Source organism: Streptomyces pluripotens, from assembly GCF_000802245.2.
GTDB classification, from domain to species: domain Bacteria; phylum Actinomycetota; class Actinomycetes; order Streptomycetales; family Streptomycetaceae; genus Streptomyces; species Streptomyces pluripotens.
The window spans coordinates 3,323,328-3,349,941 of the sequence record NZ_CP021080.1; the positions used below are offsets into that span (position 1 = coordinate 3,323,328).

Consider the following 26,614-nt stretch of genomic DNA (forward strand, 5'->3'; position numbering starts at 1 on the left):
AGGGGCAGGGGGCTGAGGCCGGGCTCTACCGTTCTGTTGGGTACGACGTTGTCACTGTCAGCGGTGCACGCCGCTGAAGCCTTCCTGAGCACTGGCTGAAGGCTCGGGCGCGGCCGACCCCTCTGCCTGCCACAGCCGGGGCAGGCGCACCAGGAAGGTGGCGCCGCCTCCGGGCGTCTCCATCGCGGTCACCGTCCCACCACAGCTGCTCACCAGCGCCGACACGATGGCGAGACCGAGTCCCGATCCGGCCCGCGTCCGCGCACGGGAGCCGTGGGGGCGGAAGAAACGGTCGAAGACGTACGGGCGGTCAGCGGCGGGGATTCCGGGGCCGTTGTCGGCCACCAGGATCTCGGTCACCGGACCCGCCGCCTCGGCGGTGATCCGGGTGGCGGTGCCGGGCGGTGTGTGGGCACGGACGTTCGCCAGCAGGTTGCCGGCCACCTGACGCAGCCGCAGCCTGTCGGCACAGACCGTCAGACCCGTCGCGGCGTCCAGCCCGACCGGGTGGCCGGGGCCGAGCACGCGGTGCTCCTCGACCGCCTCCCGAAGGACCGCGGCCACCTCCACCCGGGCGGCGGGGGTGCCGCCCTCATCCACCTCATCATTCGTGCCGCCGTTCGCCTCACCGTTCGTGCCGCCGTATGCGTCGACGTACGTCTGGTCCTTCGTCTGACCGTTCGTCTTGGGCGTATCGCCGGTGGCCTCGTGGTCCAGCCTCGCCAGGAACAGCAGGTCCTCCACGAGTCCCGTCATCCGGGCCGTCTCCGCGGCGATCCGTGACATCGCCCGGTCCAGCCGAGGGCCGGGCGGCAGCCCTCCCCGTCCGTGGAGCTCGGCGTAACCGCGGACCAGTGCCAGCGGCGTACGCAGTTCGTGGGAGGCGTCGGCCACGAACTGCTCCAGCTTGAGCCGGGCGGACTCACGGGCGGCAAGGGACGCGTCCAGCCGGACGAGCATGTGGTCGAAGCCCGCGGTGAGCCGTCCCATCTCACCGCGGGACGGCCGGGCCCCGGTACGGGGCGTCACGTCGCCGGCGGCTACCGCCGCCGTGGCCTGCACCAGGTCGTCCAGCGGACGGAGCTCCCTACGCACCACCCACCAACCGATTCCCCCACCGAGTGCCACCACGGTGCCGCCGCCCAGGAGCAGGCTCCACAGCAACAGGCCGGCCGTCCGCGCCACTTCTCCCAGCGAGACGGCGAAGACGGTCACGCCGCCATCGGGTCGGCGTACCGCCGTCCAGTGGTAGTCGAGCGTCCCGTCCACGCTCTCGGCGCTCCGTATCCCGCCGTCCGGACCGCCGGACAGGGCGGCCGGCCAGGAGACGGCCGGCAGGGGATCCGGATCTCCGGTCGCCTCCGACGGTGTGGTCTGCTCAAGGTGCCCCCGTGCGTCGAAACGCAGCAGGGCCACCGCCCGCCGGGCCGGAGGCTGGGCCCGGTCGGCCGAACCGCCGGAAGGCGCCGGCTGCGGTTGGGCGCGGGCGCGCAGGAGCCGGGCATCGGCCTCGTCGACGAGGCTGGACCGCGTCCACCACAGGGTGCCGCCTCCCAGCACGACCACCGCCCCGGTGAGCAGGACAGCCACCAGGAGGGCGAGGCGCGCGCGCAACCGCATGCCTCAGCGCTCCTCGGTCCGCAGGACGTAGCCGAATCCGCGCACGGTGTGGATCAGGGCCGGACCGTGCACGTCGACCTTCTTGCGGAGTTGGCTGATGTGCACCTCGACCAGGTTGCCGTCACCGCGCCCGGCGTCGGCGTGCCCCCAGACGCCCTCGATGATCTGGGACTTCGAGAGCACCTGGCCACTCCACCGGAGCAGGTACCGCAGCATGCGGTATTCGGTGGGGGACAGGGCGATCTCCCGGCCGTTCCGGGTCACCCGGTGGGCCCGGTCGTCGAGTGCGAGACCGCCGTGACGCAACGGCCGGTCCGCCGGGCCGGCTCGTCGGCTGCGACGCAGTACGGCGGCGATCCGCAGGGTCAGCTCCTCCAAGCTGAAGGGCTTCGTCAGGTAGTCGTCGCAGCCCCGCGCGAACCCGGTGCGCAGATCGGCCCGGCTGTCCCGCGCGGTCAGGAAGATGACCGGGAGCTCGCATCCGGCTTCGCGCAACCGCCCACACACCTCGAACCCGTCGAGGTCGGGCAGGGCGACGTCGAGCAGCAGCAGGTCGCATCCAGCGGACGGCCCGGCGGAGACGCACTCACGGCCGGTCAGCATGGCGCGGGTCTCGTACCCTTCGTGCCGCAGGGCCGCCTCCAGCAGCTCGACCATGGGTTCGTCGTCTTCGACGAGGAGGATCCTGGCACGTGGCGAGCGGGCGTCCGCCCCCGAAATCGTCGAATCCATGCACGCGATGCTAGGAAGGGGAACTGTGTGCGGCCTGTGCGCGGTCCCGGGCAGTTCCTGCCGCACGGGCGCCGACCGGGCGCAGTCTTCGGGTGGAGCCGCCCGGCCGTTGCCCGCGCACGGACAACGCGGGCGGCGCGCATCGGGCGGGGCCACGTGCCGGTACCCGTCGTTCCGTCCCGACGGCGGCTCCGGCGCCCCACGCGTCCCTGCGGGGCACCCCTGTCCGCTGTGCGGGGCACCCCTGTCCGCTTGCCGAAGAACAAGCCGCGCGGCCACTCCCCGGCGGCCGCGCGAAGGCGCCTCCCCTGCGGTGGTCCTGGACCGTGCACCCGTCAGGTCGCCCGTGATGACCGGGCTCGGGCCGGGCGGACCGGGGAAGGCGCCGCCCGGCGGCTGAGGTCGCGGTCGGCGCGGCCAGGGCCGCACCGACCGCTTCTCACCGGGCGCCCGGGGTCCGGGCCGAGGCGAGGTGCGCGGTCAGGATGTGGGAGTCGAGCAGGGCGACGTCGGCCGTGCGGTCGGCACGCGCGTAGCCGGCGAGCATCCGCTTGGTCAGGACGAGGGCCTCGGGGGAGCGCCGCAGCAGCGGCGCCGTCCACGCGTCGATGACCTCGTCCAACCGTTCGAGGGGGGCCACCTCATGGAGGAGTCCAAGACGGTGCGCGGTGGCGGCGTCGAACGCGTTGCAGGTGAGCATGAGTTCCCGGATCCTCGCGGCGCCGGCCTCGGAGATCAGGCGGCCCATGGCTCCTCCCCAGGCCGGCGGCAGGCCCACCCCGACCTCCGGCATGCGGAACCGGCAGGTGTCCGCACCCGCGCGGAGGTCGCAGTACGCGGCGAGTGCGAGACCAGCCCCGATGACGCTGCCGTGTAGCCGGGCGAGGGTGACGGCATGGGTGTTCTCCAGGGCAAGGCACAGGCGGTGTGCCTTGTCGGTGATGCGGCGCAGGGTGGTCCCCGCCGGGTCTGTGGCGAGGGCGGCCTGGTACTCGTGGCGGTCGGCTCCCCGGCAGAAGTCCTTGCCCAGGGACGACAGGATCAGGACGCGGACGTCCGGGCGGTCGTGGAGGCCGTCGAGGAGCGCCAGGAGGGCGTCGAGCGCGGCGATGTCCAGGGTGTCGTCCCCTGCGGAGGGGTTGAGCCGGACGTGGAGGACGGGGCCGCGCTGCTCGACACGTACGGCCTCGTGCACCGACACGGTGGGGGAAGGGGATGAGGAGTTCATATGAGGGTGACGTCCAGGTTCAGCAGGCGTCTGAAGGCCACCCGGGGCGCCATGGCAGGGGGGCGCACCAAGGTGAGGCCGGGCAGGCGCCTGACCAGTCGGCGGAGCAGTGTCTGGGCCTCCAGTCGCGCCAGTGGCGCACCGAGGCAGTAGTGGATGCCTCCGCTGAAGGCGAGGTGGGCGGGTTTGCGGTGGGGGTCGAACCGGTCGGGGTCGTGGTGCCGGGCCGGGTCCCGATGTGCCGCGCCCACCATGAGGTGGACCATGTCGTCCGCGCGCACGTCCACGCCCTCCAGCGTGCAGTCCACGGCGGCGACTCGGCTGATCACGTGCGAGGGAGGGTCGAAACGCAGCGTCTCCTCCACGAAAGCGGGCACCAGGTCGGGGCAGGAGGCGACCAGGTCCCACCGTTCCGGCCGTTCGACCAGCCGGAGCACCATGGTCGACAGCAGTGTGGAGCTGGTCTCCAACGCGGCCAGCAGCACGAACAGGGAGAGGTAGTAGACCGCTTCGTCGGCCTTGTCCTGGTCCGGCTCCATGGCGTCCCAGGTGGTGATCCACCGGGACACGGGGTCTTCCCTCAGGCAGGCGCGCCGATCGCGCACCACCGTGAGGAAGTAGTCCCGCAGTTCGGCCATCGCCACATCGGACCTGGCCAACTGACTTGCTGTGGGAAGTAGTTCCTGAGTGTAGACCTGCTCGTGGGTCAGCTCGCGCAGACGTGGCCAGTCGGCCCGCGGCAGGTCGAGCCAGTCACCGATGACGGCGATGGGCAGTTCCTCACTCACCAGGGCGGCGAAGTCCGCCGTGCCGTCCCTCAGCCGATCGGCCAGGACGTCGAGGAGGCGATCAGTCGCCCGAGTGACCGTGTGGCCCAACTGATCGATGGTGCCGCGGTCGAAGTTCCCGGCCGCCCGCCGCACCCTGGTGTGGTCCGGCGGGTTGAGTGCCGGCAGGGTGCTGGCTATCTCCCGTGCGGAGAAGGCGCTCCAGCGGGTACGCGCTCCCTGCTTCTCCCGCCAGCGCCGGTCCGGCTCCAGCCAGGTACCGCTGCGCACTATCCGGTCGCACAGGTCGAAACGGGTCACCAGGAATCCGCCCCACGGGGCCAGGACGACGGGGCCTTTGGAGCGGAGTTCGGCATAGAGGGGGAAGGGATCGGCCTGGCCCTGCGCCGTTCGTAAACGGGAGAGAAGGGAAACGGCGGCTCGGCGGTCGGACATCAGAGTCGTGGTACTTCCCACGGTGACAGCCCCTTTCTGAGCACAGCCGCCATACGTACCCGTGGGAATCTTGAAGCATCCAATAACACAGTGTTCTCGTTGGGTTACTTACATCACTCCCTCATCCTCTAGACCTCGCCTCGTGTCCATGCCAGGAACCGGCTGAACAGGCCTTGCCTGGGCCGCGGTGCGGCAGGAGCGGCCGCCGGACCCGGCGCCGGGGCGGAGCGCTGGACAGGGGCCGCGGACCAGTCGGCCGCCTCCGCGACCGGCCGGCCCACGGGCACCGCGGACGGCACCGCACGCGGAGTGAACCGGATCGGGAGGGTCACCAGCGAGCGGCTCCAGGGGGCGTCCCCCCAGGCGAGCGCCTTGAACGGAACGCGCATCTCGACATCGGGCAGCCGGTTGAGCACCGACTCGACCGCACTCACCACGATCAGGGACGCCAGGTCCTTCGCCGGACACGCGTGGGGGCCGGCACCGAAGGCCAGGTGAGCCTTCCCGCCGAGCTGCTCGCTGTGCTCGGTGAGCGCCGGATCGGTGTTGGCCGCCGCGAACGAGATCAGGACCGGATCGTTGGCGCGCAGCGAGCGGCCCCCCAATTCGATGTCCTGAGTCGGGTAGTGGGCAGCGTAGTTGGCGATCGGCGCATACCTCCACAGTGTTTGGGCGACCGCGTCCTCCACCGGTAGACCGACCGGCCAGTCCTCGCTGAAGTACAGGGCGCAACTGGTGCCGATGGCAGCCGCCAGGGGCGCAGTGCCACCGGAGAGCAGGGTCACGAGTTGGTGGAGCACCTCCTCGTCGGACAGCCCGGCGGGATGGTGCATCAGACGTGTCGTCACGTCCGCACCGGGATTGCGGTGTTTGAGGGCGATCAGCTCCGTCAGCGCACCGCCGAGGGCCTCGTCCGCACCGGAGGTGCCCTCGAAGATGCCGGTGATCCCGGCGATGACGCGGTCACCGAGTTCGGGCGGGCAGCCGAACAGGTCACTGAAGACGAGCAGGGGAAGGGGCTGGGCGTACTCGGCCATCAGCTCCGCCTGGCCGCGGGACTCGGAGCTGAAGCGGCTGATCAGGTAGTCGGCGGACTGCTGGACCTTCCGGACGAGCTGCAGTTCGTTGACCGTGGCCAGGCTGTCCGTGACCGCCAGACGCAGGCGGGCGTGCGCCGCACCGTCGGAGAACAGCGCGTTGGGGCGATACCCCATCATGGGCAGGGCGGGACTGTCCGGGGGGACGCGCCCTTCGTTCAGCGCCTTCCAGCGGCGGGAGTCGCGGACGAACAAGTGGGGGTTCTGCAGGATGGACAGGGCCGCTTCGTAGCTGGTGACCAGCTCGACCTCGACCCCCGGAGCGATGTCGACGGGGGCACTCGGGCCGAGCGAGCGCAGGTGGGTGTAGAAGCGTTCCGGGTCGGAGCCGAAGCCCGGTCCGAACAGCTGGACGTTCCCGTGTGCGGGACAAGCGGGGGGTATCTCCGCGGCGTCGTGTTGGTGGTGCATGCCATGGCTCCTAGCCGAGTGCGGACATGAGGTGTTGCACGAGGGTGATGAGTGCCTCCGTCGACGCCTGCTGCTGACGCACGTCGCAGTTGACCAGAGGGGTCTCCGCGGAGAGGTTCAGGGCCTCGCGTATCTCCTCGAGCGGGTAGTCGGGGTTGCCGTCGAAGCGGTTGACGCCGACGGCATAGGTCAGGCCGAACTGCTCGACCAGGTCCAGGACGGGGAAACACTCGTGCAGCCGCTCGGGGTCGACGAGGACCAGTGCGCCCAGCGCGCCGGCCGACAAGCTCTCCCACATCTCCTTGAAGCGTTCCTGCCCCGGCGTGCCGAAGAGGTAGAGCACCAACCGCTGGTTGAGGGTCCGCCGGCCGAAGTCCATGGCCACGGTGGTGGTCGTCTTGTCCGGCGTTCCGGAAAGGTCGTCGAAGCCCTCGCTCGCCTCGGTGATCTCCTCTTCGGTCTGCAGCGGCTCGATCTCGGAGATGCTGCCGATCAACGTGGTCTTCCCGGCCCCGAAAGGACCCACGACGAGGATCTTCACGGCGTGAGCGACGGCTGGATCCAGGTACACGGCTTACGCTCCGTACGGTGTTTTCAGGCTGGCGTGCAGGCCGTCGATGACGGCCTGGAGCAGCTCGCGGTCTGGGAGCTCGGCACGCGGTGTGGGAGGCCGCACGAAGATGAGGCCGTCGTCTTCCATCCGAGCCAGCAAGATGCGCACGATGCCCAGCGGCAGGTGCGTGTGACCGGCCACCTCGGCCACGGACAGGAAGCCGTCCGAGACCAGGTCCATGACCTCGCGAGCCTCCGGGGACAGCGCGCGTGCCGGGGCGCCCTCCTGGGCGGTCACGAGCGTGGTGTGCGAGTACTCGTGCTCCGGAGGCAGGCCACGCCCGTTCGTGATCACAAACAGAGGGACTAAATCGGACGTCAGCTCCAGAGCCTGATCCGGATTCTCACGCATCGCCGGCCGTCCTTCCTCGGGGAGCCGCGGCCGTGCCCAGCGCGGGCACCACGTCCTTCAGGCGCGTGGTGTACTCCTCGATGTCGCAGTCGTGTTCGGCCGATGCAGCCAGGTAGGCACCGTCACCGGCCGCGATCAGGAAGACCCAGCCGTGCTGGAACTCGATGACCGTCTGCAACCACTCGACGTCGTCCCGACCATCCGCGAACTGCGCCGTCGCCCGGCTGTAGGCGTGCAGACCCGTCATCGCGGCGGACATCGTGTCGGCCAGGTCCTTGCCCATCCCCGAGGTCGTCCCCCGCGGCAGCCCGTCGGCGCCGAGCAGCACGGCGTGCCGGGCCCCCCGGACCTCGGCGACCACCGTGTCCAACTCGGGAAGCACGAAGCCCGGTCCGCCTCTCGCCTCGTCCTGGACCAGTTGGGCGTCGAGGGCCCGGGCCCCATCGGCGCCGTTCACCCTCGGGGCGGAGGTGAGGTTGTCACCCAGCCGGGCGACCAGCCGGTGCATACGGAACGAGATCTGCTGCAGGTCGACGTCCGGCTCCGCGGCGGCGGCCAGGTAGGCACCTGGTCCCGCTCCGACCAGGAACACCCAGCCGTGTGAGAACTCGACGATCGTCTGGTTCCACTGCCATTCCTTCACCGGGCCCGCGAAGCGGGCCGTGGCACGGCTGAGCGACTGCATGCCGGCCATGGCGGCGGAAACGGTGCGCACGCCCTTCTCGGTCATGCCGTCCGTGGCTCCCCTGGATATGCCGTCCGAGGACAGCACCACGGCGTGCAGTGCCCGGGGAACGTTGTCCACGATGTCCTTGACCATCCAGGACAGGTCAGTGGTCATGCTTCTTCGGACCCTTCGGTCGACGGGGCGTCAGCGGTGCGGCCCGACAGGGTGCCGCGCTGGAGACCACCGAGACTGCGGCCGGTGAGGGTGGGCGGCCTCGACACGCCCGCGCCGTCCCCGTCGTCGGCAACGCTCGCAATGGGCGACTTGCGTGCGCCCCGCACCGGCAGGCCGTGCACGGTGCGCGCGCGGGCGCGCGGCCGGCCCTCGGCGCTCCGAATGCTGCTGACCGGAGCCTCCTGCACCGGCTGCGGCGCTTCCTCCGTGGTCCACAGCTCCTCGGGCAACCGCACCACGGCCCGGACACCGCCGTACCGGGAGACCCCGGTGACATCGACCGCGAACCCGTACTGTCGGGCGAGGAGGCCGACGACGGGGAAACCGAACTTGGGCTGGGTGCCAAGCTGCGACAGACGAGGAGCGAGGTCGCCGGAGAGCAGTTCGGTCGCCGCCTGCCGGTCCTCGTCGTTCATGCCGACGCCAGCGTCGTCGATCACAATGCACACGTTGTTCTGAACCCGCTGGAACGTCACCTCGATCGGCGCGTCCTGCTGGGAGAAGGAGGCCGCGTTGTCCAGCAGTTCCGCAACGGTCAGGGCGACGGGTGCGACGGCGGACGCCTTCAGAGCGATCCCGTTGAACTGCATGATCTCGACCCGCTGGAAGTTCCGGATCTGACTCTGGGCGTTGCGCACCACGTCGTAGACGCTTGCGGGCCTGCTGCGGCGGCCGAGGGGCGCACCGCACATGACGGCGATGCCCTCGGACTTGCGGGCCATCTGCGCGTTGGCGTGATGCACATCGAGCAGATCGGTGAGGACGGGGTGTCCTCCATACGTCCGCTGGATCTGGCCGAGGACCGTCGCCTCTTCGGCGGTGAGGCTCTGCAGGAGGCGAGCGGCGCCCTTGAGGACGGCCTTGGTCCTCTCCTCGGCCTCATGCTCGGCTTCACTGATGACGGCGGCCTGTTCCCGCTGGAACCTCCGCAACTCGGCCTCGGCGAACTCCAGTCGCCGCTCGGCCTCGTCACGCTGCCGCGTGAACTCGGCCTCGGCCTGCCGCTTCCTGTTCCCCAGGGCCCTGTTGCGAACGACGAGTACCGCGACCGCGGCTACGGCTACCGCCGCTACCGCAACCAGGCACCATATGAGCACGTCTTGATTCATGGAAACCTTTCCCGGCGCGTGGCTGCAGCCATTGGCCAGCCCACCTCGCGGTGATCCACAGCGCATCCACCGGCAACTGCACACCGCAGTCGCACAGCGAGCAGGCCAGCCTCGAACAGCAGCTGATCCAACAGCAGGATCAAGATCGCGGACGCCGGGATGCTATCACCGCAGCGCCGTACTCAAGAGGGCCGGGAGGTGTCCTGGCTGACTTCAACACGTCTTCTGCATAAGGTTTTTGGCCTCTCTTCCCCAGCAACGCAGCCTCGCCGGGGGATACGGCTGCGCACATCGGTGCACGCCTCGGCCCAGGCGCCGCCACCACGCCAATCGGGCAGCGTCGAAGTGCGTTTCCCGCGTAGCGTTCAGCCCCCGGTCCTGGGAGAGGTCCGGGCCACGGGAGTCGTGGGGGCGCTTTTCTGAACCGGAGTTACGGGCGGGGACCGTGCACACCGTGAAAGAGGCCGGTAAACCGGTCGCCGGGATGGCATGGGATCAACGCCTACACCCCGCATCGGGCGCTTCAGGTACTTCAGCAGGTACTTCAGGCACTTCGAGTATTTCGGGTGCTTCAGGCGCTTCAGGGGGTGAGCGATGTGTACAGCCGTCATACCGGCGACATGTTCGCCTTTCAGTGGAATCACCAACTGGCCGTCGACACACAACTCCAGCAGACGTGACCCAATTCCGGGTAAGCCGGCGGGTCGCCGACGCAAACGGCAGGCGAACCTTCCCGGCCACCGCAGCCAACACCCGTGCCTCCCGCCGGAGCCGTGGTGCGCTGGCTCATCCTCACGGCCCTCAACGGCGACGTGTGTCCTTGGTTAGAGCACGTGTTCAGACGAAACCCGCTTCGCCACCGAGGCCGAGGCCCAGCCGGATGACCACCTCGCCGCCGGCCGGGTACCGGGTGGCCCACGCCGGCGGCCCGTCGGTTTCCGGGCCTACGGCCACGTCCGCAACCGTGGCCGTAGGCCACCGTCGCGGAGACCGGTGGCGAAGCGGCTCCCCTGTCGCCGGGCCCGTCAGGCCGATGCCTTGGCTACCGGGTCCGTCTCGGCGGCTCCCCTCACCAGTGGGCGTCGCCGGGACGGTATCCCGAGCGTCGGGTTGGCGACGCCCCAGACCACGCCCTTGCAGATCAGCTCCTTGTAGACGGCGGCGAGGCGTCCCGTCAGGGCCACCCCGATGGCACGGTCGTCGGCGGTGACGTACTGGATCAGGCCTTCTTTGCGGCCCAGCGAAATGCACTGGTTGACGTAGCGCAGCGGCACGTCCGGGGCCTTCCCGCCGGTCAGGCACGCTGCGATGGCGTCGGCGGCCTGCCAGGCGGTGGGGATGCCCGAGGCACACGACATCCGCAGCGGCTTGTCGCCGGGGCCCATCACCATGGCTGCGTCGCCGATGGCGTACACATCCGGATGCGAGACCGAACGCATGGTGCCGTCGACCACGATCTGGCCCGTGTCGGTGACCTCCAGGGTGGTGGCTTTCGCCACCGGGTGCACGGCAAAGCCGGTGGTCCACACGGCCACCGCGGCCGGGATGGACGTACCGTCGGCGGTGACCACACGGTCGGCCCGCACTTCGGTGACGAGGGCGTGCTCGTGCACGGTGATGCCGAGCGCGCCGAAGACCTTCCGCACGTGCCGGCGGCCCTTGGGCGAGAGCCAGTCACCGAGGCCGCCGCGGGCGGCGAGGGCGACCTCCAGGTCCGGGCGGGCCTCGGCGATCTCGGCCACGGCCTCCAGGCCGGTGAGGCCGCCACCGACCACGACCACGGACCTCCCGGCGTCCTGGCGGGCGAGGCTCTCGCGCAGCCGGAGCGCCCCGGGGCGGCTGGCGATCTCATGGGCGTGCTCGGCGGTGCCGGGGACGCCCTGGTCGTCCCAGCCACTGCCGAGGGCGTACACGAGGGTGTCGTACGCCAGCTCCTCCTCCGGCTGTCCGGCACCGTTCACCGCGGTGACGGCGACGGTCTTGCGGTCGACGTCGACGCCGGTGACCTGGGCGAGCTTCAGTTCGACGCCGGTGCCCGCGAACATCTCGTCAAAGGGCCGGGCCTTCAACACGTGGCCGACCGCGAGCTGGTGCATCCGGATGCGCTCGACGAAGTCGGGCTCGGCGTTGACCAGGGTGACGGCGACGTCATCGCGGCGCAGCCGCCTGGCGAGGCGCCCGGCGGTGCTGGCTCCGGCGTATCCGGCTCCGAGGACGATGATGCGGTGCTGCATGGGCTGGCTCCTGTCTTGGGCGGATTCGCCACTTGAACCGGGCGGCCCACCGTTTCCTGACAGGAATGCGGTGTGAAGCACCTCACACCAGAGTCAGAAGGCGTGGAACAGGGGTTCGCCGTGGTCAGCGGCAGCCCATTGCCGGGTCGCGCGTTCCAGCTTGTCGGGGTTGATCTGGCTGCGGACCGCGGCGATGCCCTCGGCCGTGACCTCCAGGCACACGACGCCGATGACCCGCCCGTCGAGGACCGCCACGACGGCGGGGTCACCGTTGGCGGTCATGGCGTAGATCCCGGGTGAACCGCCGGCCAGGGCGCGCTTGGCCTTGCTGGGTTTGAACAGACCCCGCATGAACGTGGCGACCGCAACGGCACCCTGGAACGCCTTGCTGCGGGCCGGGACCTTCCCGCCGCCGTCGCCGATCGCGGTGGCGTCCTGGGTGAGCAGTCGCACGAGCGGCTCGGTCCGGCCACTGGTGGCAGCCGTGAGGAACTCGTCGACGATCCGCCGAGCGGCGGCCTCGTCGATCTCGGTGCGCGCCTTGCCGGCGGCGACGCGCTTCTTGGCGCGGTGCAAGATCTGCTGGCTGGCGGCCTCGGTGATGTCGAGGGTCTCGGCGATCTCCCGGTGCGGATAGTCGAAGGCCTCCCGCAGCACGTACACGGCCCGCTCGCGGGGAGAGAGGCGCTCCAGCAGGACGAGAACCGCGTACGAGACCGATTCGCGTTGTTCGGCGGTGTCGGCCGGGCCGAGCATCGGGTCCCCGGCGATCAGCGGCTCGGGCAGCCACTGCCCCACGTAGGTCTCGCGGCGCGCACGAGCCGAGGTGAGCTGGTTGAGGCACAGGTTGGTGAGGACCTTCGTCAGCCAGGCCTCGGGCACCTCGACCTTGTTGACGTCGGCGGCCTGCCAGCGCAGGAACGTCTCCTGCACGGCGTCCTCGGCCTCGCTCGCCGAGCCGAGAAGACGGTAGGCGATGGCCTCCAGGCGGGACCTGGAGGCCTCGAACCGGTCCACGTCGTCAACGGTCAAGGCCATGGCCCGGATCTTAGTGCCGCAACGGGCAACGTTCACGGCGCGCGACGGCCGCCGCGCACGGCCTTGGGCCGCCCGACCTGCGCCGGCCCGCTTCCCGGACGCCGTGGATGCCTCACGGACCGCCCGGACACCGGGTGCGCGGGCGGTCCACCGGCCAGCGTCAGCCTGCCGCGTCGGTCAGACGGGGCAGGTCCAGGACCGTGATGCGGCCCCTGGCCAGGCGGAGCAGACCCCGGTCGGCGAAGTCACGCAGGACCTTGGTGCAGGTCTCCCGGGAAGTGCCGGCCAGGGCGGCGAGTTGCTCGTGGGTGAGGCTGATCTGGGGGTGACGGACGCCGGGGCGGAGTCGGGCGGCAGGGGTGTCGTTGCGGGTGGCGAGGGTGGCCAGGGTCGTGGCGATCCGCTGGGGCACGGACTTGAAGACGCTGTCCGACAGGCGCTGTTCGAGATCGGCCAGGCGACGGCCCAGGATCTCGGTGATCCGGGCCGCGATCCGGGCGTCCGAGAGCAGGAACCTCTGGACATCGGCGCGGCTCATCACACAGACCGTGACACCGTCGAGGGCTTCGGCGAAGTTGTCGTACATGCGCTGGCCCAGCAGCGCCATCTCACCGAAGATCGTGCCGGGGCTGATGATCGCCGTGGTCAGGGCACGACCGTCAGCAGCGACCCGGAAGATGCGGACCCGGCCGCGCTTGAGGATGAAGAGCACCTCGCCGGGCTGCTGCGGGCTGTGCAGCATCTCCCCGGCGGCATACGTCTTCATCGGGGCCGCGGCAGCGATGGCGTCCATCTCCGCTTCCGACAGGTCGCGGAAGATGTCGACCTCGGAGATGCACCAGGTGCGGCCCGGGGTGCCGGTGTCGTCCTCGCGGTCGGTCATGCGGTCGGTCTCCTCGCGTCGCCCCGGGGCCCAGGGTGGGGGCGCGGCTCCCCAGGCGGGGGCCGCCAGGGCGTCGGCATCCTCGGTCAGACAGTACGGCAACGGGCCGGTGCCGGGGGCGCCGCCGCACTGGGCCGCACCCCGCGGCGTGCCGCCGGCGTCATCCGCCGGGGTGGACGGCGCCGGGGTCATCGGCCGGCCGTGGTGGTCCGGCGGGCCGCAGCCCGGGCGACGGCGAAGAAGGCCAGACCCGTCAGCAGCCCGAACACCAGGTGCACGCCGAGACTGGAGCGGGTGACGGCGTTCCACGCGAAGACCGGCCTACCCATGTTCGCCGGTAGGATCCACAGCGCGCCGAGAACCCACCACACCACGCCGTAGGCCAGGCCAAGCAGCGCAGCGGGCACGGGCCCACGGACGTACCGGCCGAGCAGCACGCCGAAGCCGGTACCGGCGAAGAGGGCGATGGCCAGATGGACGAGCCAGCCGACGACGGCGTTCGTGGAACCGAGCAGCCCGGCCACCATAGTGATCATCGCGGTGTCCATCACAGGGCGGGACACCGACATCCAGACACCCATGCCCATGCCGCCGACCAGCCCGGCCGCGGCACCCCACACCGCGTGGACCGGGACGACGGCCGTCCTGGGTGAGACGTGTGCGGTCGTCATCGTCATCATGGTGTTCGCCTCCCGCCTCCAGCAGGTTCTGTCTCTACCGCGACGCTAGGCCTACCGGCCCTCACGGGTATGTGACGGCGCTTACGCGGCGAAGGACGGCTGTGCACCGCGTGGCTTCTCCACGATGAGGAGGCCGTAGCCGAGTACGCCGTCGGCGACCGCCCGGCGAGCCGCGGCCAGGGCTGCCGGAGCCTCGTCCCAGGCGACGCCGGTGGCGGCGAGTTCGGTCGCGGCCGTCAGACGCAGCAGGTTCAGCCGGGCCTCGATCTGATCGATCATGCGGGTCATGGCCTGGTCGTGGCGCTCGGTGCGGAGCGTGCGCAACCCGGCGGCAGCCAGGATCTCGGCGTACTCGTCGAGCGGGCGGGCGTCGGCGATGCAGGCGATCCGGGCGGCCAGACCGGTCAGTTCGGGCGGCAGCCGGTCGGGGGCGGCAGTGACGTCGGTGATGCCGACCCGGCCTCCGGGCCGCAGCACACGGGCGAACTCAGCCGCCGCCCGAGCCTTACCGGGGAACGTGCACAGCGCGCACTCACACACCACCACATCGAACGTGCCGTCCACAAAGGGGAGTTGCTCCGCATCGGCGGTGGTGAACTCGACCCGTCCGGTCAAGCCCGCCGCGGCGGCGGCCCCTTGTGCGAGGGATGTGTTGGCCGCCGCGTAGTCCACGCCGTCCACACGGCAGCCGTAACCGTCGGCGAGAAGCAGGGCCGTCGCACCGCGACCGGAGGCAACGTCCAGGACCCGGGAGTCCGCGGTGAGGGCCAGGCCGCCGGCAAGGCGGCGGGTCAGCGCCGAGCCACCCGGATGGTAGGCGCCGCCCAGCAGCAGGTCCACGACGTCGGAGGAGTAGGCGGCGGCACAACAGGCCTTCATCTCCTCGTCGTTCATCGCCCTTCCTCCCCGGCGACGGTCTTGGAGCCGTACCGCGTGTCGGCGAGCCGGTCGGCGAGCGGCAGCGCGTTCGGCGCCACCTGCGCGACCGGAACACCGGACATGGCCGCGCGGACCTGTTCGCGATAGCCGACGGAGTTGTACGCGCAGAACGGGATCAGCCTGCCGTCCGGTGTGATCTCCTCCACGCAACACTTCATCAGTTGCTTGACGTTGAGGGTGTAGGGGTCCTGGAAGTCCTGGACGACGATCATGAACGCCTTGTCGGTGAGGTCCTTCACCGACGTCGGCAGATCGATACCGCACGAGTCCGCACAGTCCAGAGCCTCGACGGTGGTGCGCAGCTTCTCCTCCGTGGTCGCCGTGCCCATGAATGCCGAGGCCGACCACAGCTTCTCCAGCGCCTCGCGGACGCCCGCGTCAGGCAGGACGCGGTTGGTGACGTAGTCGAGGTGATCCTCCACCTGGAGCAGTCGGGGGATGGGCACCACCGTCCGCTCGCCCGGACCACCGTCCACCAGCAGGTAGGTGACCGAGCGGCAGGTCGGGAAGCAACACGGGACGGGGAAGAAGTCGCCCTTCTGGAACCAGCCGGGCAACTGTTCCTGGAGGAGGCGGATCACGTCGGGGTTCGTCAGCCGCTCCAGCGGATCGAACGGCACGTGCCGACCGGAGTGGGTGACCGGCTGGAACGCCACCGACCGCACCGCCGGATGGTCGACGCCGAACTCGACGATCGCACCCAGCTCGTGCTCGTTCAATCCGCGTTCGACCGCCGCGACCAGGGTGACGGTCAAACCTGCCGCCGCACAGTTGTCCAACGCCCGCTGTTTGACCGCCCGCAGGTCACGGCCCCGGATCTCCCGGTGGGTGCGCTCGTCGAAACCGTCGAACTGCAAGTAGATGTTCACCGACCGACCGGCTACCCGATTGCGCCTGGCGAGTTCGGCGACAAAGCCCCGATCGCTCGCCAGACGGACGCCGTTGGTGTTGAGGGTGACGTTCTGGATCGGGCGGGCCTGGGCGAGATCGACGAAGTCCAGGATGTGCTTGTGAATGGTGGGCTCCCCGCCGGAGAACATCACCACCTCCGCCTCGCCCTCCGAGGCCACGAAGGCGTCGAGCATCGTCTCGCACTGCTCGTGGGTGATCGAGTAGCCGTCGGGCTGGTGCCCCGAGTCGGCGAAGCAGATCGGGCAGTCCAGGTTGCAGCCGGTGTTGACCTCGATGATCCCCAGGCAGGCATGCTGCTTGTGCTCGGGGCACAGCCCGCAGTCACTTGGACAACCATCACGGACCTCCGTCTGGAAGACCAACGGGAGGGTACCGGGCTTGTTGAATCGAGCCGAGGCCAGATACTCCTCCGCGTCCCCGTAGACGAGGGCTTCGAACTCACCGTGCTCGCGACAGCGTTTGCGCAGATAGACCTTACCGGCACGCGTACTGACCTGGGCATCGACAGGCGTCTTGCACAACGGGCAGACCGACTTGGTGAACTCGATGAACACCTCCTGCCGGTCCTGCTTGGTCCGGGTGCCGCCCGCCGCTGCCGGCTGGCCCGGTTCGGCGGTGTGGTGACGGTTGGTGGTCATCGCGCCCTCGTCCTCGCTTCGCTGTCGTCACGTACCCGGTGCACCGGGCTGCCACGCCCCTGTGCCGGGGCGGGGGCCGCCCCGACACGCCGGGCCCCGCGCAGCAACACAGCGGCGTAGAGCAGGGTGAGCGCGTCCTGCACCAGGACGAACCAGCCGAGCCGCTGTGTGAGATACACGCCGAAGCAACCGCAGTTGTCCACGGCCAGCCCACGCGCGTACGCCTGCACGGCAAGCACGCTCCAGGTCAGCGACACAGCTGAGTACACCCACACCGGAGCGATCACCGTGGACCGGGGGCGGGTCAGGAACCACAGCCCGCACACCAGCTCGCCCACGATCAGCAGTACGGCCAGGACGCCCGCGCTCGCGCCGTGCACCAGGCCGTACCCGCCGAGCACGACCGGCATCCGGCCAAGCGAGGCCAGCTGGCCCAGGGCCATCGCCGTATAAACCGCGCCGAGCACCAGTCGCAACACCATGACCACGACGCTACGGCCACCCGGACAGCCGGAACTGTAAGCGCGCTCACCGAACGGCCACTCACTGCACGGCGCGCACGGCACGGCCGCTCACCGAACGACCGCGCGCTCACCGGCCCGGTGCGGCGGCCCGTCGTTCGGCCTCGACCTTGACGGAGGCGAGCGACGCGGCCACGGCGGCCTCCCACCGCGTGGCCACCGCCGCCCCCCACCACTGGCCCACCCGCCACAGGTCCGTACCCAGCCGCCCCTCGTACACCAGCCGCGTCCCCGCCGCCTGCTCACTCAGCACGAAGGACTCGGTCACCTGCGGCACCGGACCGCGCACCAGCCGGAAGTCGACCCGCTCGGGTCGGGTGAAGCCCACCGTCTCCACCGTGACCGCCTTCAACCGCCCTCCCGCAAGGGGGGTGAAGTGCTCGGCCAGCACCAGATCAGTGCCGCGTTCCAGGACGTTGAGCTTCTCCCGCATCGCCCGCGGGGTACGTCCCAGGTACGGCGCCGCCACGACATCGAAGACCACCTCCCGGGGTGCGGCGATGTCCAGGCTCTGCGGACCCAGTGGCCGCAGCCGCCTGCCCACTCCCAGGTCGACGGGCAGCGCCCCCGTCACCAGCCCCAGGTAGCCGGCGGCCAGCCCACCGCCCGCCGACGCCACCACGGTCAGCCGCCGAAACCACCCCACGAGCAGCGCTCCCTTCCCTCATCTCGCCCGACCCGCCGTCGGGACCATCCGGTCACGACGCTAAGGCCGACCGGCCGGCCCATCGGTGAGCACGCTCACGTTTCCTCACGGCCCGTCTCCCTAGGGTGGACCCCGCTCGTCCCGGTTCCCGGCAGAAGGGGCAGACCACCGTGTCCGTGTCAGACCTGGCCGACAGCCGTGCCGCGACAAACGCACTGCTGGAGATGGTGCGCGAAGGCCGTTGGAGCCCCCGTGCCCTCGCCCGGTTCCTGTCGACGGCCGCCCGCCGGTCGGTACGGCAGGCAGCCCTCCGCCCCCGAGCACTCGCCCAGGCCACCGCCGCACACGGTGTCCTCCTCGTCCTCGCCCGAGACCGGGCAGGTCGGCGTTGGGTCCTGACCAGCTGGACTCTGGTGGTGCTGCACCTGGGGCTGCTAGAACACCGCGACCGGTTCGCGGCGGCAGACGCCCTCACCCTCGTCCGGGGGAACCTCCCGGCCACGGCCCTCGGGGCGGGGCGCGCCTCGGGCGTACTGGCCGTCGCCCTCGACCTGGCCGACGGCCACCTGGCCCGCCGCGGTGCCACGGTGTCCCCGTTCGGCGACTACGCCGACTCCCTCGCTGACGCCGCGTTCTGGACCTGGCTGGCGATCCGCCACGAGCCCGGTCGAGCGCTGCGGGCGGCAGCCGTGGCCGCGTGGGTGGCGCCGGTCGCCGCGATGACCGCGGCCGGCTTCGGCCGCGGCGCCATGCCCCACCGCCCTCGTCCCACCCTGCTGCGTCCAGCGGCCACACTGCAGGTCGTCGTCGCCCTACGTCACCTCCGGCGCGCCCCCCGGTCCCGCACCGCCGGCCCTCCTACGCCACCTCGACCCGGACTCCACGCCAGAAGGCGACATGGTTCTTGATCCTCCGGGCGAACGGGCTGGGGTGGGGGTAGTACCAGGCTGCGTTCGGATTGACCTGCCCGTCGACGACGACCGTGCGGTAACGCGCGAGCCCCTTCCAGAAGCACAGCGACCGCATCCGGCTCTCGGCGAAGTACTCGCCGTTCAGCGACTCGGGCGGGAAGTAGTGATGGCCCTCCACCACCACCGTGTGCTCGGACTGCGCGAGCACAGAGCCGTTCCAGACAGCGCGCATCATGATCGTCTACCTCCGGGCCGGACTGTTCGGTCCACGCCATGACGCTAGGCCCCGAAAGTGGTTCCGACGGTGACCGCGCTTACAAAGACCGTGCCCTCCCAGTCGTCGGCCGCCCAGTCGTCGGCAGCCCCGATGGCCGGCACGCGTGCGCGGCGTCCCGGGGCGCCGCGCGGAACGCCGCGCGGAACGCCGAAGGCCACCCTCTGCTCGCAGCCCGAACCACATGGCCGCACCACTCCGCACCACTCCGCACCACTCCGCGGTATGAAGGGCATCCCGCTTCCGCCCTCCGGGGGCTCGGGCATTCCCGGCGCCGGCGGAAGCGCTTCGGACCGCCCGTCCACTACGCTTGAAGAATTCTTCAATTCGCTAGATGCCGTGCTGGAGAGGTCACAGAGGAGGTGGTTCCACGGTGGGCGGATTCACCGAAGCCGCACGGAAGCGAGTGCACGACGCACGTGCCGCGGTAGCCGCGGCCCGCGAGGCCGGGGACGCCTACGAGGCGGCCGTGGCCCAGGACGAGCTGGACGATGCGCTGCGCGTGGCCCGTCGGCATGGTGTCGACGTCGGCGACGACACGGCGGCCGAGGCGGACGAAGGGTGATCGGAATGCCGGTTCCGCTGTACGAGGCGAAGGCGGAATTCTTCCGGATGCTGGGGCATCCGGTACGTATCCGGGTGCTGGAACTGCTCCAGGACGGACCGAAGCCGGTCCGTGATCTGCTGGCGGAGATCGAGGTCGAGCCCTCGAACCTGTCACAGCAGCTGGCGGTGTTGCGCCGCTCCGGAATCGTGACCGCCACCCGCACGGGGTCGACGGTGGTGTACGAGCTGGCCGGCGGCGACGTCGCCGAGCTGTTGGCCGCGGCCCGCCGGATCCTCTCCGTCCTGCTGTCCGGGCAGCGGGACCTGCTCGACGAGTTGCGCCGAACGCAGGCCGGACGGTAGTGGGCGGCACCCGCCGGTTCCGGCTCCCTTGGCACCAGGGCAGACCCGCCGACGCCGACGTCGAGCGCCTCCAGCCGCTGGTACGACGGCACGTCGTCTCGGTGCGGCTGGGGCCGGGGGCGGTGCGGGAGGCCCGGGAGGCAGTGGCGGGACACTTCGCCGAGGTCGGCGTCGCGCCCGGGTCCGCCCTGGCGGACGCGGTACTGCTGGTGGTGAGCGAGCTGGTGACCAATGTGCTGCGACATGCCGCCTGCTCGCCGTTGACGGACGTGGGGATGACCGCCATGGCAGGGCGGCTGGTCGTCAGCGTGGCGGACGCCGAGCCCCGCCTTCCGGAACTCACCGACGACGGCATGGGGGCCGGCCTGCGGTTGGTCGCCGAACTCGCGGCCGACTACGACGGGGACCTCCGTGCCGAACCAGCCATCGACCACGACGGCAAGGTCGTACTCGTCCGGTTCCGGATCCCTTCGTGAGCCGCCGGCAGCGGATGCTCCCCTGTTCTCCGCCCGCTGTACCGTCCGACAACAGAACCGGTCGACACCCCGCAAGGGCCGACCGGACCTCGGAGCCGGCCCCGACAGCCCTGGTGTGCCCTACACGCACCGGGACATGATCAGGTGCTCGCGGACGGTCTCCGCTCCCCCGGGCGGCCGTCCGCGACACGCAGGGGCGGAGCCGCAGCCCCTCGGACATTGACCGCCGTCACCCTCGGGTGCTGGCTGAACCCGCTCCTGGGCATGGGCCACAGCCACCTTGGGTGCCGACGGCAGCCGCCCGTGAGCACCTCGATTGAAGACTTCTTCAGGCATGCAGTTGCCACGGCCACCGTGTGTTGGCGGAAAGGGACGGTCCGGAGTGATCGCTGTCGTGGGGCATTCCGATCTGACCGTGCCCACACTCGCCCTACTCGAAGAGGAACTGCGTTGCCGCTTGGCTGAGTTCGCGCAGGCGGGCATGGCGGGGCTGGTCCGAGCTGGGAAAGGGATCCCGGTGGCGTTCGGACGGGCGGCCCGAACAGCGGGGCTGGCACTGGTGACGGTACTGCCGTCGCGGGGCGGCATGCCCGCCCAACTGGCCGAACCCGATCGGGGAGCGGCCGGTGAACTGCTGATGCTGTCGCAGATGGTGCGGCTGATGGATTACGACCCGGCCATCCGCAGCGCCTGCGTCGGCGCGGACGAGCGTCTGCTGCGTTCCTGCGCCCACGTCCTGGCGGTGTGGGACGGCTCCCCGTCCAACGGCCGGGACGCGACGGCGCACCTGGTGGCCTACGCCCGCAGTCACGGCGTCGACGTCGAGGTGCTCTGGCCGCGAGGCGCCGCACACGAGGCACCCGTGAGACTCCGTCATGACTGCTGATCGGCCGTCCGCTCCTTCCGGGTCCGGCGCCCGTATGGTCGAACTGGACCGGGAGGAGTGCCTCAGTCTTCTGGCCACCCTCCCCATGGGGAGGGTGGGCTTCACCCAGCGGGCGTTGCCGGTGATCAGGCCGGTCAACCACCTCGTCACCGATGACGGCGACATCGTCATCCGCACCCACGCGAGAGCCGCGCTGCTCACCTCCGCGTCAGTGTCGGAGGTGGTGGTGTACGAGGCCGATGAGATCGACCCCGGCACTCGCACCGGCTGGAGCGTGATGGTCACCGGCACCGCGAGCCGAGTGACCGAACCACAGGCGCTCTCTCGCTACCACGCCGAACTCAGGCCTTGGGTGCACAAGGAGATGGAGCACGTCGTCCTGATCCGTGGTGAACTCGTCACCGGCTACCGCCTCGTACGCTGAACCGCCGACCGATGGGCGCGGAGCGGGTGACGGGTGACGGGTGACGGCGAGCAGTATGCGGTAGACGGTATCCAACGGGCCGTACACCGCAGATCGTCTGCACTATCCGGTATGGCGTGGACCGTGGACCGTGCGGAATATCCGGTATGCGCAAGGCCGTACGCCGTGGACCGCACGCCGTGCGTGTGCGTCGTAGACGGTACGTGGTGCGGTGGGCCTTCTGTCACAGGTCGTTGCCCGCATACGAGAGATTGAAGCTCTTGTTGGTCAGGGGGAAGTCCGGAACGATCGTGTCGGCCAACGCCACTGGCAGAGCGGGCCAGTTGAAGAATGAAGGGTCGACCGGCTTGACCCGGGCCAGGGTGCCGTCGCTGGCGAGCTCGACGCGGGTGGCGATGGTGCCGCGCCAGCCTTCGACGAGTCCCACTCCGGTCCCGGACCCCGCGTCCGCGCCCGGCGGGGCAGCCAGGAAGGTGCCGGGGGCGAAGAGCAGCCGGGTGAAGTGCTCGATCAGGGCAAGTGACGTGTCGATCTCTTCGGCGCGCACCAGGAAGCGAGCCAGGACGTCACCGCCGTCGTGGACGGGGACGTTGAGGTGTCCGTCGTAGTCGGTGAAGGGGTGCGCGATCCGGGCGTCGGCGGCCAGGCCGCTGGCGCGGGCGACGTAACCGAGGCAGCCGATCTCACGAGCGGCGTGGGCGCCGAGGGTCGCGGTGCCGGTGAAGCGGTCACGGACGGTGGAGTGGCCGAGGGCCAGCGCGGTGATCTCACGGATGTCCTCGCCGATCGCCTTGAGCCGGGCGGGGTCCGGGAGCGTGCGCAGTGCAGCACCGCCGGGGACGACACCACCGCGCAGCAGCCGGTGCCCGGTGATCTCCCGGTTGAGGCGGAGGAGTTGCTCACGGAGGCGCTGGGTGTGGGCGTTGAGGATGCCGTGGCCGACGTCGTTGCAGAGCATGCCGAGGTCGGCGACGTGGTTGTGGACGCGTTCCATTTCCAGGAGCATCGCGCGGGCGTGCCGGGCCTCGGTGGGAACTTCAGTGCCGGTGGCCTCCTCGATCGCGAGGCAGTAGGCGAGTGCGTGGCCGACGGCCGTGTCCCCGCTGATGCGTTCGGCCAGTGGCAACCCGGCGGGGACCGAGCGTCCCTGGAAGAGCTTCTCCACACCCTTGTGGACGAACCAGAGGCGGGCCTTGAGCTTGAGGATGGTCTCGCCCACGACGGAGAAACGGAAGTGTCCTGGTTCGATCAGGCCGGCGTGCACCGGACCGACCGGGATCTCGTAGACCCCCTCGCCCTCGACCTCCAGGAAGGGGTACGGGCCCTCCTGCTCGCCGAAGGGCGGGACGGTGCCGGAAGCAGCAGGGGTGGCGCCCGGAGCCTGGCCGGGAGCGGGGTGGCGAGGGACCGTCGGCCGCATCGGGTACCAGCCGCGGGGCCAGTGGAAGTGCCGGACCAGGCGGCGCGGAAGCGGGTGGTCGAGGGGGACGATGCCGAACAGGTCGCGCATCTCGCGCTCGAACCGTCCGGCGGGGAAGGAGAGGTGGGCGAGCGAGGGCACCTCGGGCCGGTCGGGTCGAAGGCGGACGTGCAGTTCGACGCGGGTGTCGGGCGGGCCGGAGACGAACAGGTACACCACCCGCGGACCGTCCTCGTCGTAGTGGGCGGCGATCAGCGCCAGGCGGTGCCCTGCGGTCAGCAGTTCCTCGGCGCGCGGGACGAGTTCCGTGCTTCGGACGACGTAGTGCATCAGGGTCCTCCGATCGTTTCCGCGGCGGTGTGCAGCAGACTGTCCAGCGGTCCGAGGGTCACACCCAGGGCCGCGCAGGCCAGCAGGCCGAGGAGCAGGGGCCACAGGGCGGCCGGGTCGTCCTCGGTCGTGCGGCGGTCGGGTGCGGGTCCCAGCAGCATCCGGCCCGTGCGCGCCGTCAGCGCGGTGAAGGCGAGCAGCGCCAGGGTGAAGGCGACCGCGGTCGCCCAGGCCGGTCCCGGTTCGGCCGCAAGGCCCGCGCGGGCGATGCCGAGTTCGGAGGCGAACAGGCTGAACGGCGGGAACCCCAGCAGCGCCACGACGGCCAGCCCGAACAGACCGGCCGACCATGGTGCCCGGGCCAGCAGGCCGCGTACCCTGCCCACGAGCGTGGTCCCTTCGAGGTGCAGGATCCGGCCTGACGCGCAGAAGGCGACGGACTTGACGAGTCCGTGTCCGGCGATGTGCAGCAGGACGGCGGACAGGGCGAGCGGGCTGCCGATCGCCGTTCCGAGGGCGATCAGGCTCATGTGTTCCATGCTGGAGTAGGCCAGCATCCGCTTGTAGTCCCGCTGGGCCAGCAGCAGCGCGGCTGCGAGGGCCATCGTCAGCAGGGCGATCCCGATGAGCAGCGCCTGGGTGAAGCCGGGGCCGAGGGCGGCATCGGCGATCACCCGGTAGCGCAGGACGGCGGCGAAGGCGACGGACAGCAGCACTCCGGACATCAGCGCGGAGACCGGTGCCGGAGCCTGGCTGTGGGCGTCCGGCAGCCAGGCGTGCAGGGGAACCAGGCCCGCTTTGGCGCCGAACCCGAGGACGACGAGGGTGATGCCGAGCCGGGTGACCGCCGGGTCGAGCCGACCGGCCCGGGCGACGAGCGTGGGCCAGTCCAGCGCCCAGGCCTCGGCGATGCCGGCCTGGCGGGCGGCGTAGTAGATCAGCGTTGTGCCGAGGAAGGCGAGCGCGATCCCGGCGGAGCAGATGACGACGTACTTCCATGCGGCCTCCACCGACTTGCGGGTGCGACGGTGGCCGACGAGGAAGGCGGTGACGATGGTGGTCGCCTCGACCGCCACCCACAGCACGCCGAGGTTCGCGGTCACCACGGCCAGGCACATGGCGGCGAGGAAGGCGTGCACGAGGGCCTGGTACCGCCGTGCCGCCCGGTCGGTGGCCCGTGCGCCCGCCAGGTAGGCGGGCGTCGCCCCACAGGCGATCAGCGCCACGGCGCCGATGACCAGCAGCATCCAGACGGTCAGCGGGTCGGCGCGGAGCAGCCCGGAGTACGCCGAGACCGGGCCGCCGTCGAGGACGTCTCCCGCCAGCAGACTCCCGCACAGCAGGATCACGGCGGCTGACACGAGCCCGGCCCAGTGCGCTGGGTGGGGGCGGCTCCGGGCCGGCTCGGGGGCGGGTGCCTCGGCCACGAGGACGGCACCGGCACGGTTGGGTACCGGGGAGGTGGCGGGGGTGGGCCTGCGGGTGTCCAGCCGGACCGTTGCGAAGGTTCCCGCGACGGCGAGCGGCACGGCAGCGGGTGCGGTGAGCAGGAACGCGGATGCGGTGGCGGTCATCAGTCGTGCAGCTCCCGCAGGTCGTCGATGTCGGTGGTGCCGAAGGCCTCGCGTACCCGGGTGGTGAGGATCTGCAGCACCAGTACGGCCAGCAGCACGTCGAAGGAGACGCCGAGTTCGACGATGAGCGGCACTCCGGAGGCGGCCAGGAAGGCGGTTGCGGTGATGCCGTTGTCCAGCAGCAGGAAGCCGACGACCTGGGCGAGCGCCCGACGCCGGGTGACCAGTACGAAGAAGCCGATCAAGACGACGGCGAGGCCGACCGGCAGGGCCCTGGTGGCGGGGATCGGGTCGAGCTCGACCAAGGGGCGGGACACGGCGTAGGCGAGCAGGGTGAGTGCGGCGGCGGTCAGCAGCGAGGCGGCGACGTTCACCAAAGGCTGGGTCTCCCGGACCTCCTCGCTGTGCGCACGACCGGCCAGGAGCGCGGCCAGCGCGCGCCGCACGAGATACGGCAGCACCCCGGCACGCAGGATGCCGACTCCGATCCCGATGCCGACCAGGTCCCAGCGCTCCTCGTGGATCCCGAGGAGCACGACGATCGCGGCGAGCGCCACTCCCTGGAGGGCGAAGACCCGGACGACGGCGACCAGTTCGCGGCGCCACAGCACGACCACGGCCGCCAGCAGGAAGGCACCGCAGGACAGGTCGAGGAGTTGGGTGTAGAGGTCCTCGCTCATGATTCTCCGCTCAGGAAGTACGAGGCGGCCACCGCGAGCAATGCCAACAGGAAGGAACCGGCGAGCAGTTCGGGAACCCGGAACAGCCGTACCTTGGCCCAGAACACCTCCGCGGCTGCCAGCGCAGCACCGAGCGCGGCCACTTTGACGGCGAACAGCAGCAGGGCCAGCAACAACGCGGTCCAGGAGGCGCTGGTGGCGATGCCCCAGGGCGCGAACAGCGAGGACAGCAGCCCCAGCAGCAGGGTGAGCCGCATCTGCGCGCCGAGTTCCACCAGTGCCAGGTCCGGACCCGCGTACTCCAGCACCATCGCCTCGTGGATCATCGTCAGTTCGAGGTGTGTGGAGGGGTTGTCCACCGGAATCCGTCCGGTCTCCGCGAGGACGGCGACCGCGAGTGCGGCGGTGGCGAGGAAGCCTGCCGGGGAGGCGAGCCGGGCCGGGTCGTCGATGGCGCCGGAGACGATGGCGGGCAGGTTGGTGGTTCCGGCCGGCAGTGACAGTGCGAACACCGCCAGCAGGATGGTCGGTTCCACCAGCGCCGCCACCGTCATCTCCCGGGAGGCGCCCATCCCGCCGAACGCCGTGCCGGTGTCCAGTCCGGCCAGCGCGAGCGTGAGCGTACCGAGCGCGATCAGGGCGACCACCAGGATGAGATCCGCATGGCCGCTGACCGGCGTGTCCGTGGACAGCAGCGGCACCAGAGCGGTGGCGACGACGGTGGTGGCGACCAGCAGCGCGGGGGCGATCCGAAACGCGGGCCCGGTGCCCACGGGGGTGACCGGCTCCTTGCGCAGCAGCTTCCTCGTGTCGCGCCAGGGTTGCAGCACGCCGGCTCCGGCCCGGCCCTCCAGCCGGGCCCGCACCTGGCGCATCCATCCGGTGAGCAGTGGCGCCCCCGCACCGACCACGAGGATCTGGCCGGCCACGGCCGCGTATCCGGCTGCGTTCATG

General features: G+C 70.7%; 28 protein-coding genes. 6 read left to right on the forward strand and 22 right to left on the reverse strand.

The annotated features are described in order from the left end of the window. Window positions 1-57: 57 nt before the first annotated feature. From LK06_RS14895 to LK06_RS14975, 17 genes are all read right to left on the reverse strand, one after another. A complete protein-coding gene (locus tag LK06_RS14895) occupies window positions 58-1,620 on the reverse strand; it encodes a sensor histidine kinase (RefSeq protein WP_052269965.1) in 1,563 nt (520 codons plus the stop codon). A 3-nt stretch (window positions 1,621-1,623) separates the two neighbouring features. After that, window positions 1,624-2,352, reverse strand: a complete 729-nt coding sequence (locus LK06_RS14900) for a response regulator transcription factor (protein ID WP_052269966.1) — start codon at window positions 2,350-2,352, stop codon at window positions 1,624-1,626. A 439-nt stretch (window positions 2,353-2,791) separates the two neighbouring features. Further along, the gene (locus LK06_RS14905) at window positions 2,792-3,580 is read right to left on the reverse strand and encodes an enoyl-CoA hydratase/isomerase family protein (RefSeq protein WP_039653482.1); all 789 of its coding nucleotides are present in this window, start codon (window positions 3,578-3,580) and stop codon (window positions 2,792-2,794) included. Beyond that, window positions 3,577-4,803: a cytochrome P450 gene (locus LK06_RS14910; protein WP_039653483.1), complete on the reverse strand. Its 1,227-nt coding sequence runs from the start codon at window positions 4,801-4,803 to the stop codon at window positions 3,577-3,579. Before LK06_RS14910 ends, LK06_RS14905 begins: the two co-directional genes overlap by 4 nt. A gap of 128 nt (window positions 4,804-4,931) precedes the next feature. Then, a complete protein-coding gene (locus tag LK06_RS14915; protein WP_043434253.1) occupies window positions 4,932-6,311 on the reverse strand; it encodes a cytochrome P450 family protein in 1,380 nt (459 codons plus the stop codon). 10 nt (window positions 6,312-6,321) lie between these two features. Beyond that, on the reverse strand, window positions 6,322-6,882 hold the full coding sequence (locus LK06_RS14920) for a GTP-binding protein (protein WP_039653486.1): 561 nt from the start codon (window positions 6,880-6,882) through the stop codon (window positions 6,322-6,324). Between the two features lie 3 nt (window positions 6,883-6,885). Further along, window positions 6,886-7,275 (reverse strand): DUF742 domain-containing protein, encoded by a 390-nt coding sequence (locus LK06_RS14925; protein ID WP_039653488.1) that lies wholly within the window; start codon window positions 7,273-7,275, stop codon window positions 6,886-6,888. Then, complete coding sequence (locus LK06_RS14930; RefSeq protein ID WP_234367413.1) at window positions 7,268-8,116, reverse strand: roadblock/LC7 domain-containing protein; 849 nt, start codon at window positions 8,114-8,116, stop codon at window positions 7,268-7,270. Before LK06_RS14930 ends, LK06_RS14925 begins: the two co-directional genes overlap by 8 nt. Further along, window positions 8,113-9,285 carry an ATP-binding protein gene (locus tag LK06_RS14935; protein WP_039653490.1) on the reverse strand — a complete coding sequence of 391 codons (1,173 nt, stop codon included), beginning with the start codon at window positions 9,283-9,285 and terminating at the stop codon, window positions 8,113-8,115. The genes LK06_RS14930 and LK06_RS14935 overlap by 4 nt, the downstream gene beginning before the upstream one ends. A 1,025-nt stretch (window positions 9,286-10,310) precedes the next feature. Then, on the reverse strand, window positions 10,311-11,519 hold the full coding sequence (locus tag LK06_RS14940; RefSeq protein WP_043434251.1) for an NAD(P)/FAD-dependent oxidoreductase: 1,209 nt from the start codon (window positions 11,517-11,519) through the stop codon (window positions 10,311-10,313). A gap of 93 nt (window positions 11,520-11,612) precedes the next feature. Beyond that, the gene (gene sigJ, locus LK06_RS14945) at window positions 11,613-12,557 is read right to left on the reverse strand and encodes an RNA polymerase sigma factor SigJ (protein ID WP_039653493.1); all 945 of its coding nucleotides are present in this window, start codon (window positions 12,555-12,557) and stop codon (window positions 11,613-11,615) included. 160 nt (window positions 12,558-12,717) lie between these two features. Beyond that, window positions 12,718-13,632 carry a Crp/Fnr family transcriptional regulator gene (locus tag LK06_RS14950; RefSeq protein WP_174673879.1) on the reverse strand — a complete coding sequence of 305 codons (915 nt, stop codon included), beginning with the start codon at window positions 13,630-13,632 and terminating at the stop codon, window positions 12,718-12,720. Beyond that, complete coding sequence (locus LK06_RS14955; protein WP_039653712.1) at window positions 13,629-14,111, reverse strand: hypothetical protein; 483 nt, start codon at window positions 14,109-14,111, stop codon at window positions 13,629-13,631. Before LK06_RS14955 ends, LK06_RS14950 begins: the two co-directional genes overlap by 4 nt. A gap of 90 nt (window positions 14,112-14,201) precedes the next feature. After that, window positions 14,202-15,014, reverse strand: coding sequence for a class I SAM-dependent methyltransferase (locus tag LK06_RS14960; protein ID WP_039653495.1), 813 nt, complete (start codon window positions 15,012-15,014; stop codon window positions 14,202-14,204). Next, window positions 15,011-16,609 carry a radical SAM protein gene (locus LK06_RS14965; protein WP_078858949.1) on the reverse strand — a complete coding sequence of 533 codons (1,599 nt, stop codon included), beginning with the start codon at window positions 16,607-16,609 and terminating at the stop codon, window positions 15,011-15,013. The genes LK06_RS14960 and LK06_RS14965 overlap by 4 nt, the downstream gene beginning before the upstream one ends. Continuing rightward, window positions 16,606-17,091, reverse strand: coding sequence for a MauE/DoxX family redox-associated membrane protein (locus tag LK06_RS14970; RefSeq protein WP_043434265.1), 486 nt, complete (start codon window positions 17,089-17,091; stop codon window positions 16,606-16,608). Before LK06_RS14970 ends, LK06_RS14965 begins: the two co-directional genes overlap by 4 nt. Window positions 17,092-17,200: 109 nt before the next feature. Continuing rightward, window positions 17,201-17,776, reverse strand: coding sequence for a hypothetical protein (locus tag LK06_RS14975; protein WP_039653497.1), 576 nt, complete (start codon window positions 17,774-17,776; stop codon window positions 17,201-17,203). A 170-nt stretch (window positions 17,777-17,946) separates the two neighbouring features. On the opposite strand from LK06_RS14975, the gene LK06_RS14980 reads away from it, so the two are divergent. Further along, the gene (locus LK06_RS14980; protein ID WP_234367414.1) at window positions 17,947-18,684 is read left to right on the forward strand and encodes a CDP-alcohol phosphatidyltransferase family protein; all 738 of its coding nucleotides are present in this window, start codon (window positions 17,947-17,949) and stop codon (window positions 18,682-18,684) included. Here LK06_RS14980 and LK06_RS14985 read toward each other — a convergent pair. Beyond that, window positions 18,635-18,922, reverse strand: coding sequence for a DUF427 domain-containing protein (locus LK06_RS14985; protein WP_043432678.1), 288 nt, complete (start codon window positions 18,920-18,922; stop codon window positions 18,635-18,637). The two genes, LK06_RS14980 and LK06_RS14985, sit on opposite strands and share 50 nt — an antisense overlap. Before the next feature lie 412 nt (window positions 18,923-19,334). Between LK06_RS14985 and LK06_RS14990 the strand changes: the two genes are divergently transcribed. The 5 genes from LK06_RS14990 to LK06_RS15010 all read left to right on the forward strand — a co-directional run bounded on the left by LK06_RS14990 (window position 19,335) and on the right by LK06_RS15010 (window position 21,656). Beyond that, a complete protein-coding gene (locus LK06_RS14990) occupies window positions 19,335-19,526 on the forward strand; it encodes a hypothetical protein (protein WP_039653500.1) in 192 nt (63 codons plus the stop codon). A 5-nt stretch (window positions 19,527-19,531) separates the two neighbouring features. Beyond that, the gene (locus tag LK06_RS14995) at window positions 19,532-19,870 is read left to right on the forward strand and encodes an ArsR/SmtB family transcription factor (RefSeq protein ID WP_039653718.1); all 339 of its coding nucleotides are present in this window, start codon (window positions 19,532-19,534) and stop codon (window positions 19,868-19,870) included. After that, on the forward strand, window positions 19,870-20,346 hold the full coding sequence (locus LK06_RS15000; protein WP_078858742.1) for an ATP-binding protein: 477 nt from the start codon (window positions 19,870-19,872) through the stop codon (window positions 20,344-20,346). Before LK06_RS14995 ends, LK06_RS15000 begins: the two co-directional genes overlap by 1 nt. 382 nt (window positions 20,347-20,728) lie before the next feature. Further along, window positions 20,729-21,232: a hypothetical protein gene (locus tag LK06_RS15005; RefSeq protein WP_039653501.1), complete on the forward strand. Its 504-nt coding sequence runs from the start codon at window positions 20,729-20,731 to the stop codon at window positions 21,230-21,232. Beyond that, window positions 21,222-21,656, forward strand: a complete 435-nt coding sequence (locus LK06_RS15010) for a pyridoxamine 5'-phosphate oxidase family protein (RefSeq protein WP_043432680.1) — start codon at window positions 21,222-21,224, stop codon at window positions 21,654-21,656. Before LK06_RS15005 ends, LK06_RS15010 begins: the two co-directional genes overlap by 11 nt. A gap of 223 nt (window positions 21,657-21,879) precedes the next feature. Here LK06_RS15010 and LK06_RS15015 read toward each other — a convergent pair whose 3' ends face one another. From LK06_RS15015 to LK06_RS15030, 4 genes are read right to left on the reverse strand one after another with little or no spacing between them, the layout of a single operon-like run. Continuing rightward, the gene (locus LK06_RS15015) at window positions 21,880-23,406 is read right to left on the reverse strand and encodes a hydrogenase large subunit (RefSeq protein WP_039653505.1); all 1,527 of its coding nucleotides are present in this window, start codon (window positions 23,404-23,406) and stop codon (window positions 21,880-21,882) included. Then, complete coding sequence (locus LK06_RS15020; protein WP_039653506.1) at window positions 23,406-24,980, reverse strand: proton-conducting transporter transmembrane domain-containing protein; 1,575 nt, start codon at window positions 24,978-24,980, stop codon at window positions 23,406-23,408. Before LK06_RS15020 ends, LK06_RS15015 begins: the two co-directional genes overlap by 1 nt. Then, the gene (locus LK06_RS15025) at window positions 24,980-25,660 is read right to left on the reverse strand and encodes a hypothetical protein (RefSeq protein WP_039653508.1); all 681 of its coding nucleotides are present in this window, start codon (window positions 25,658-25,660) and stop codon (window positions 24,980-24,982) included. Before LK06_RS15025 ends, LK06_RS15020 begins: the two co-directional genes overlap by 1 nt. Next, the gene (locus LK06_RS15030) at window positions 25,657-26,613 is read right to left on the reverse strand and encodes a respiratory chain complex I subunit 1 family protein (RefSeq protein WP_039653510.1); all 957 of its coding nucleotides are present in this window, start codon (window positions 26,611-26,613) and stop codon (window positions 25,657-25,659) included. The genes LK06_RS15025 and LK06_RS15030 overlap by 4 nt, the downstream gene beginning before the upstream one ends. Between the last annotated feature and the right edge of the window lies 1 nt (window position 26,614).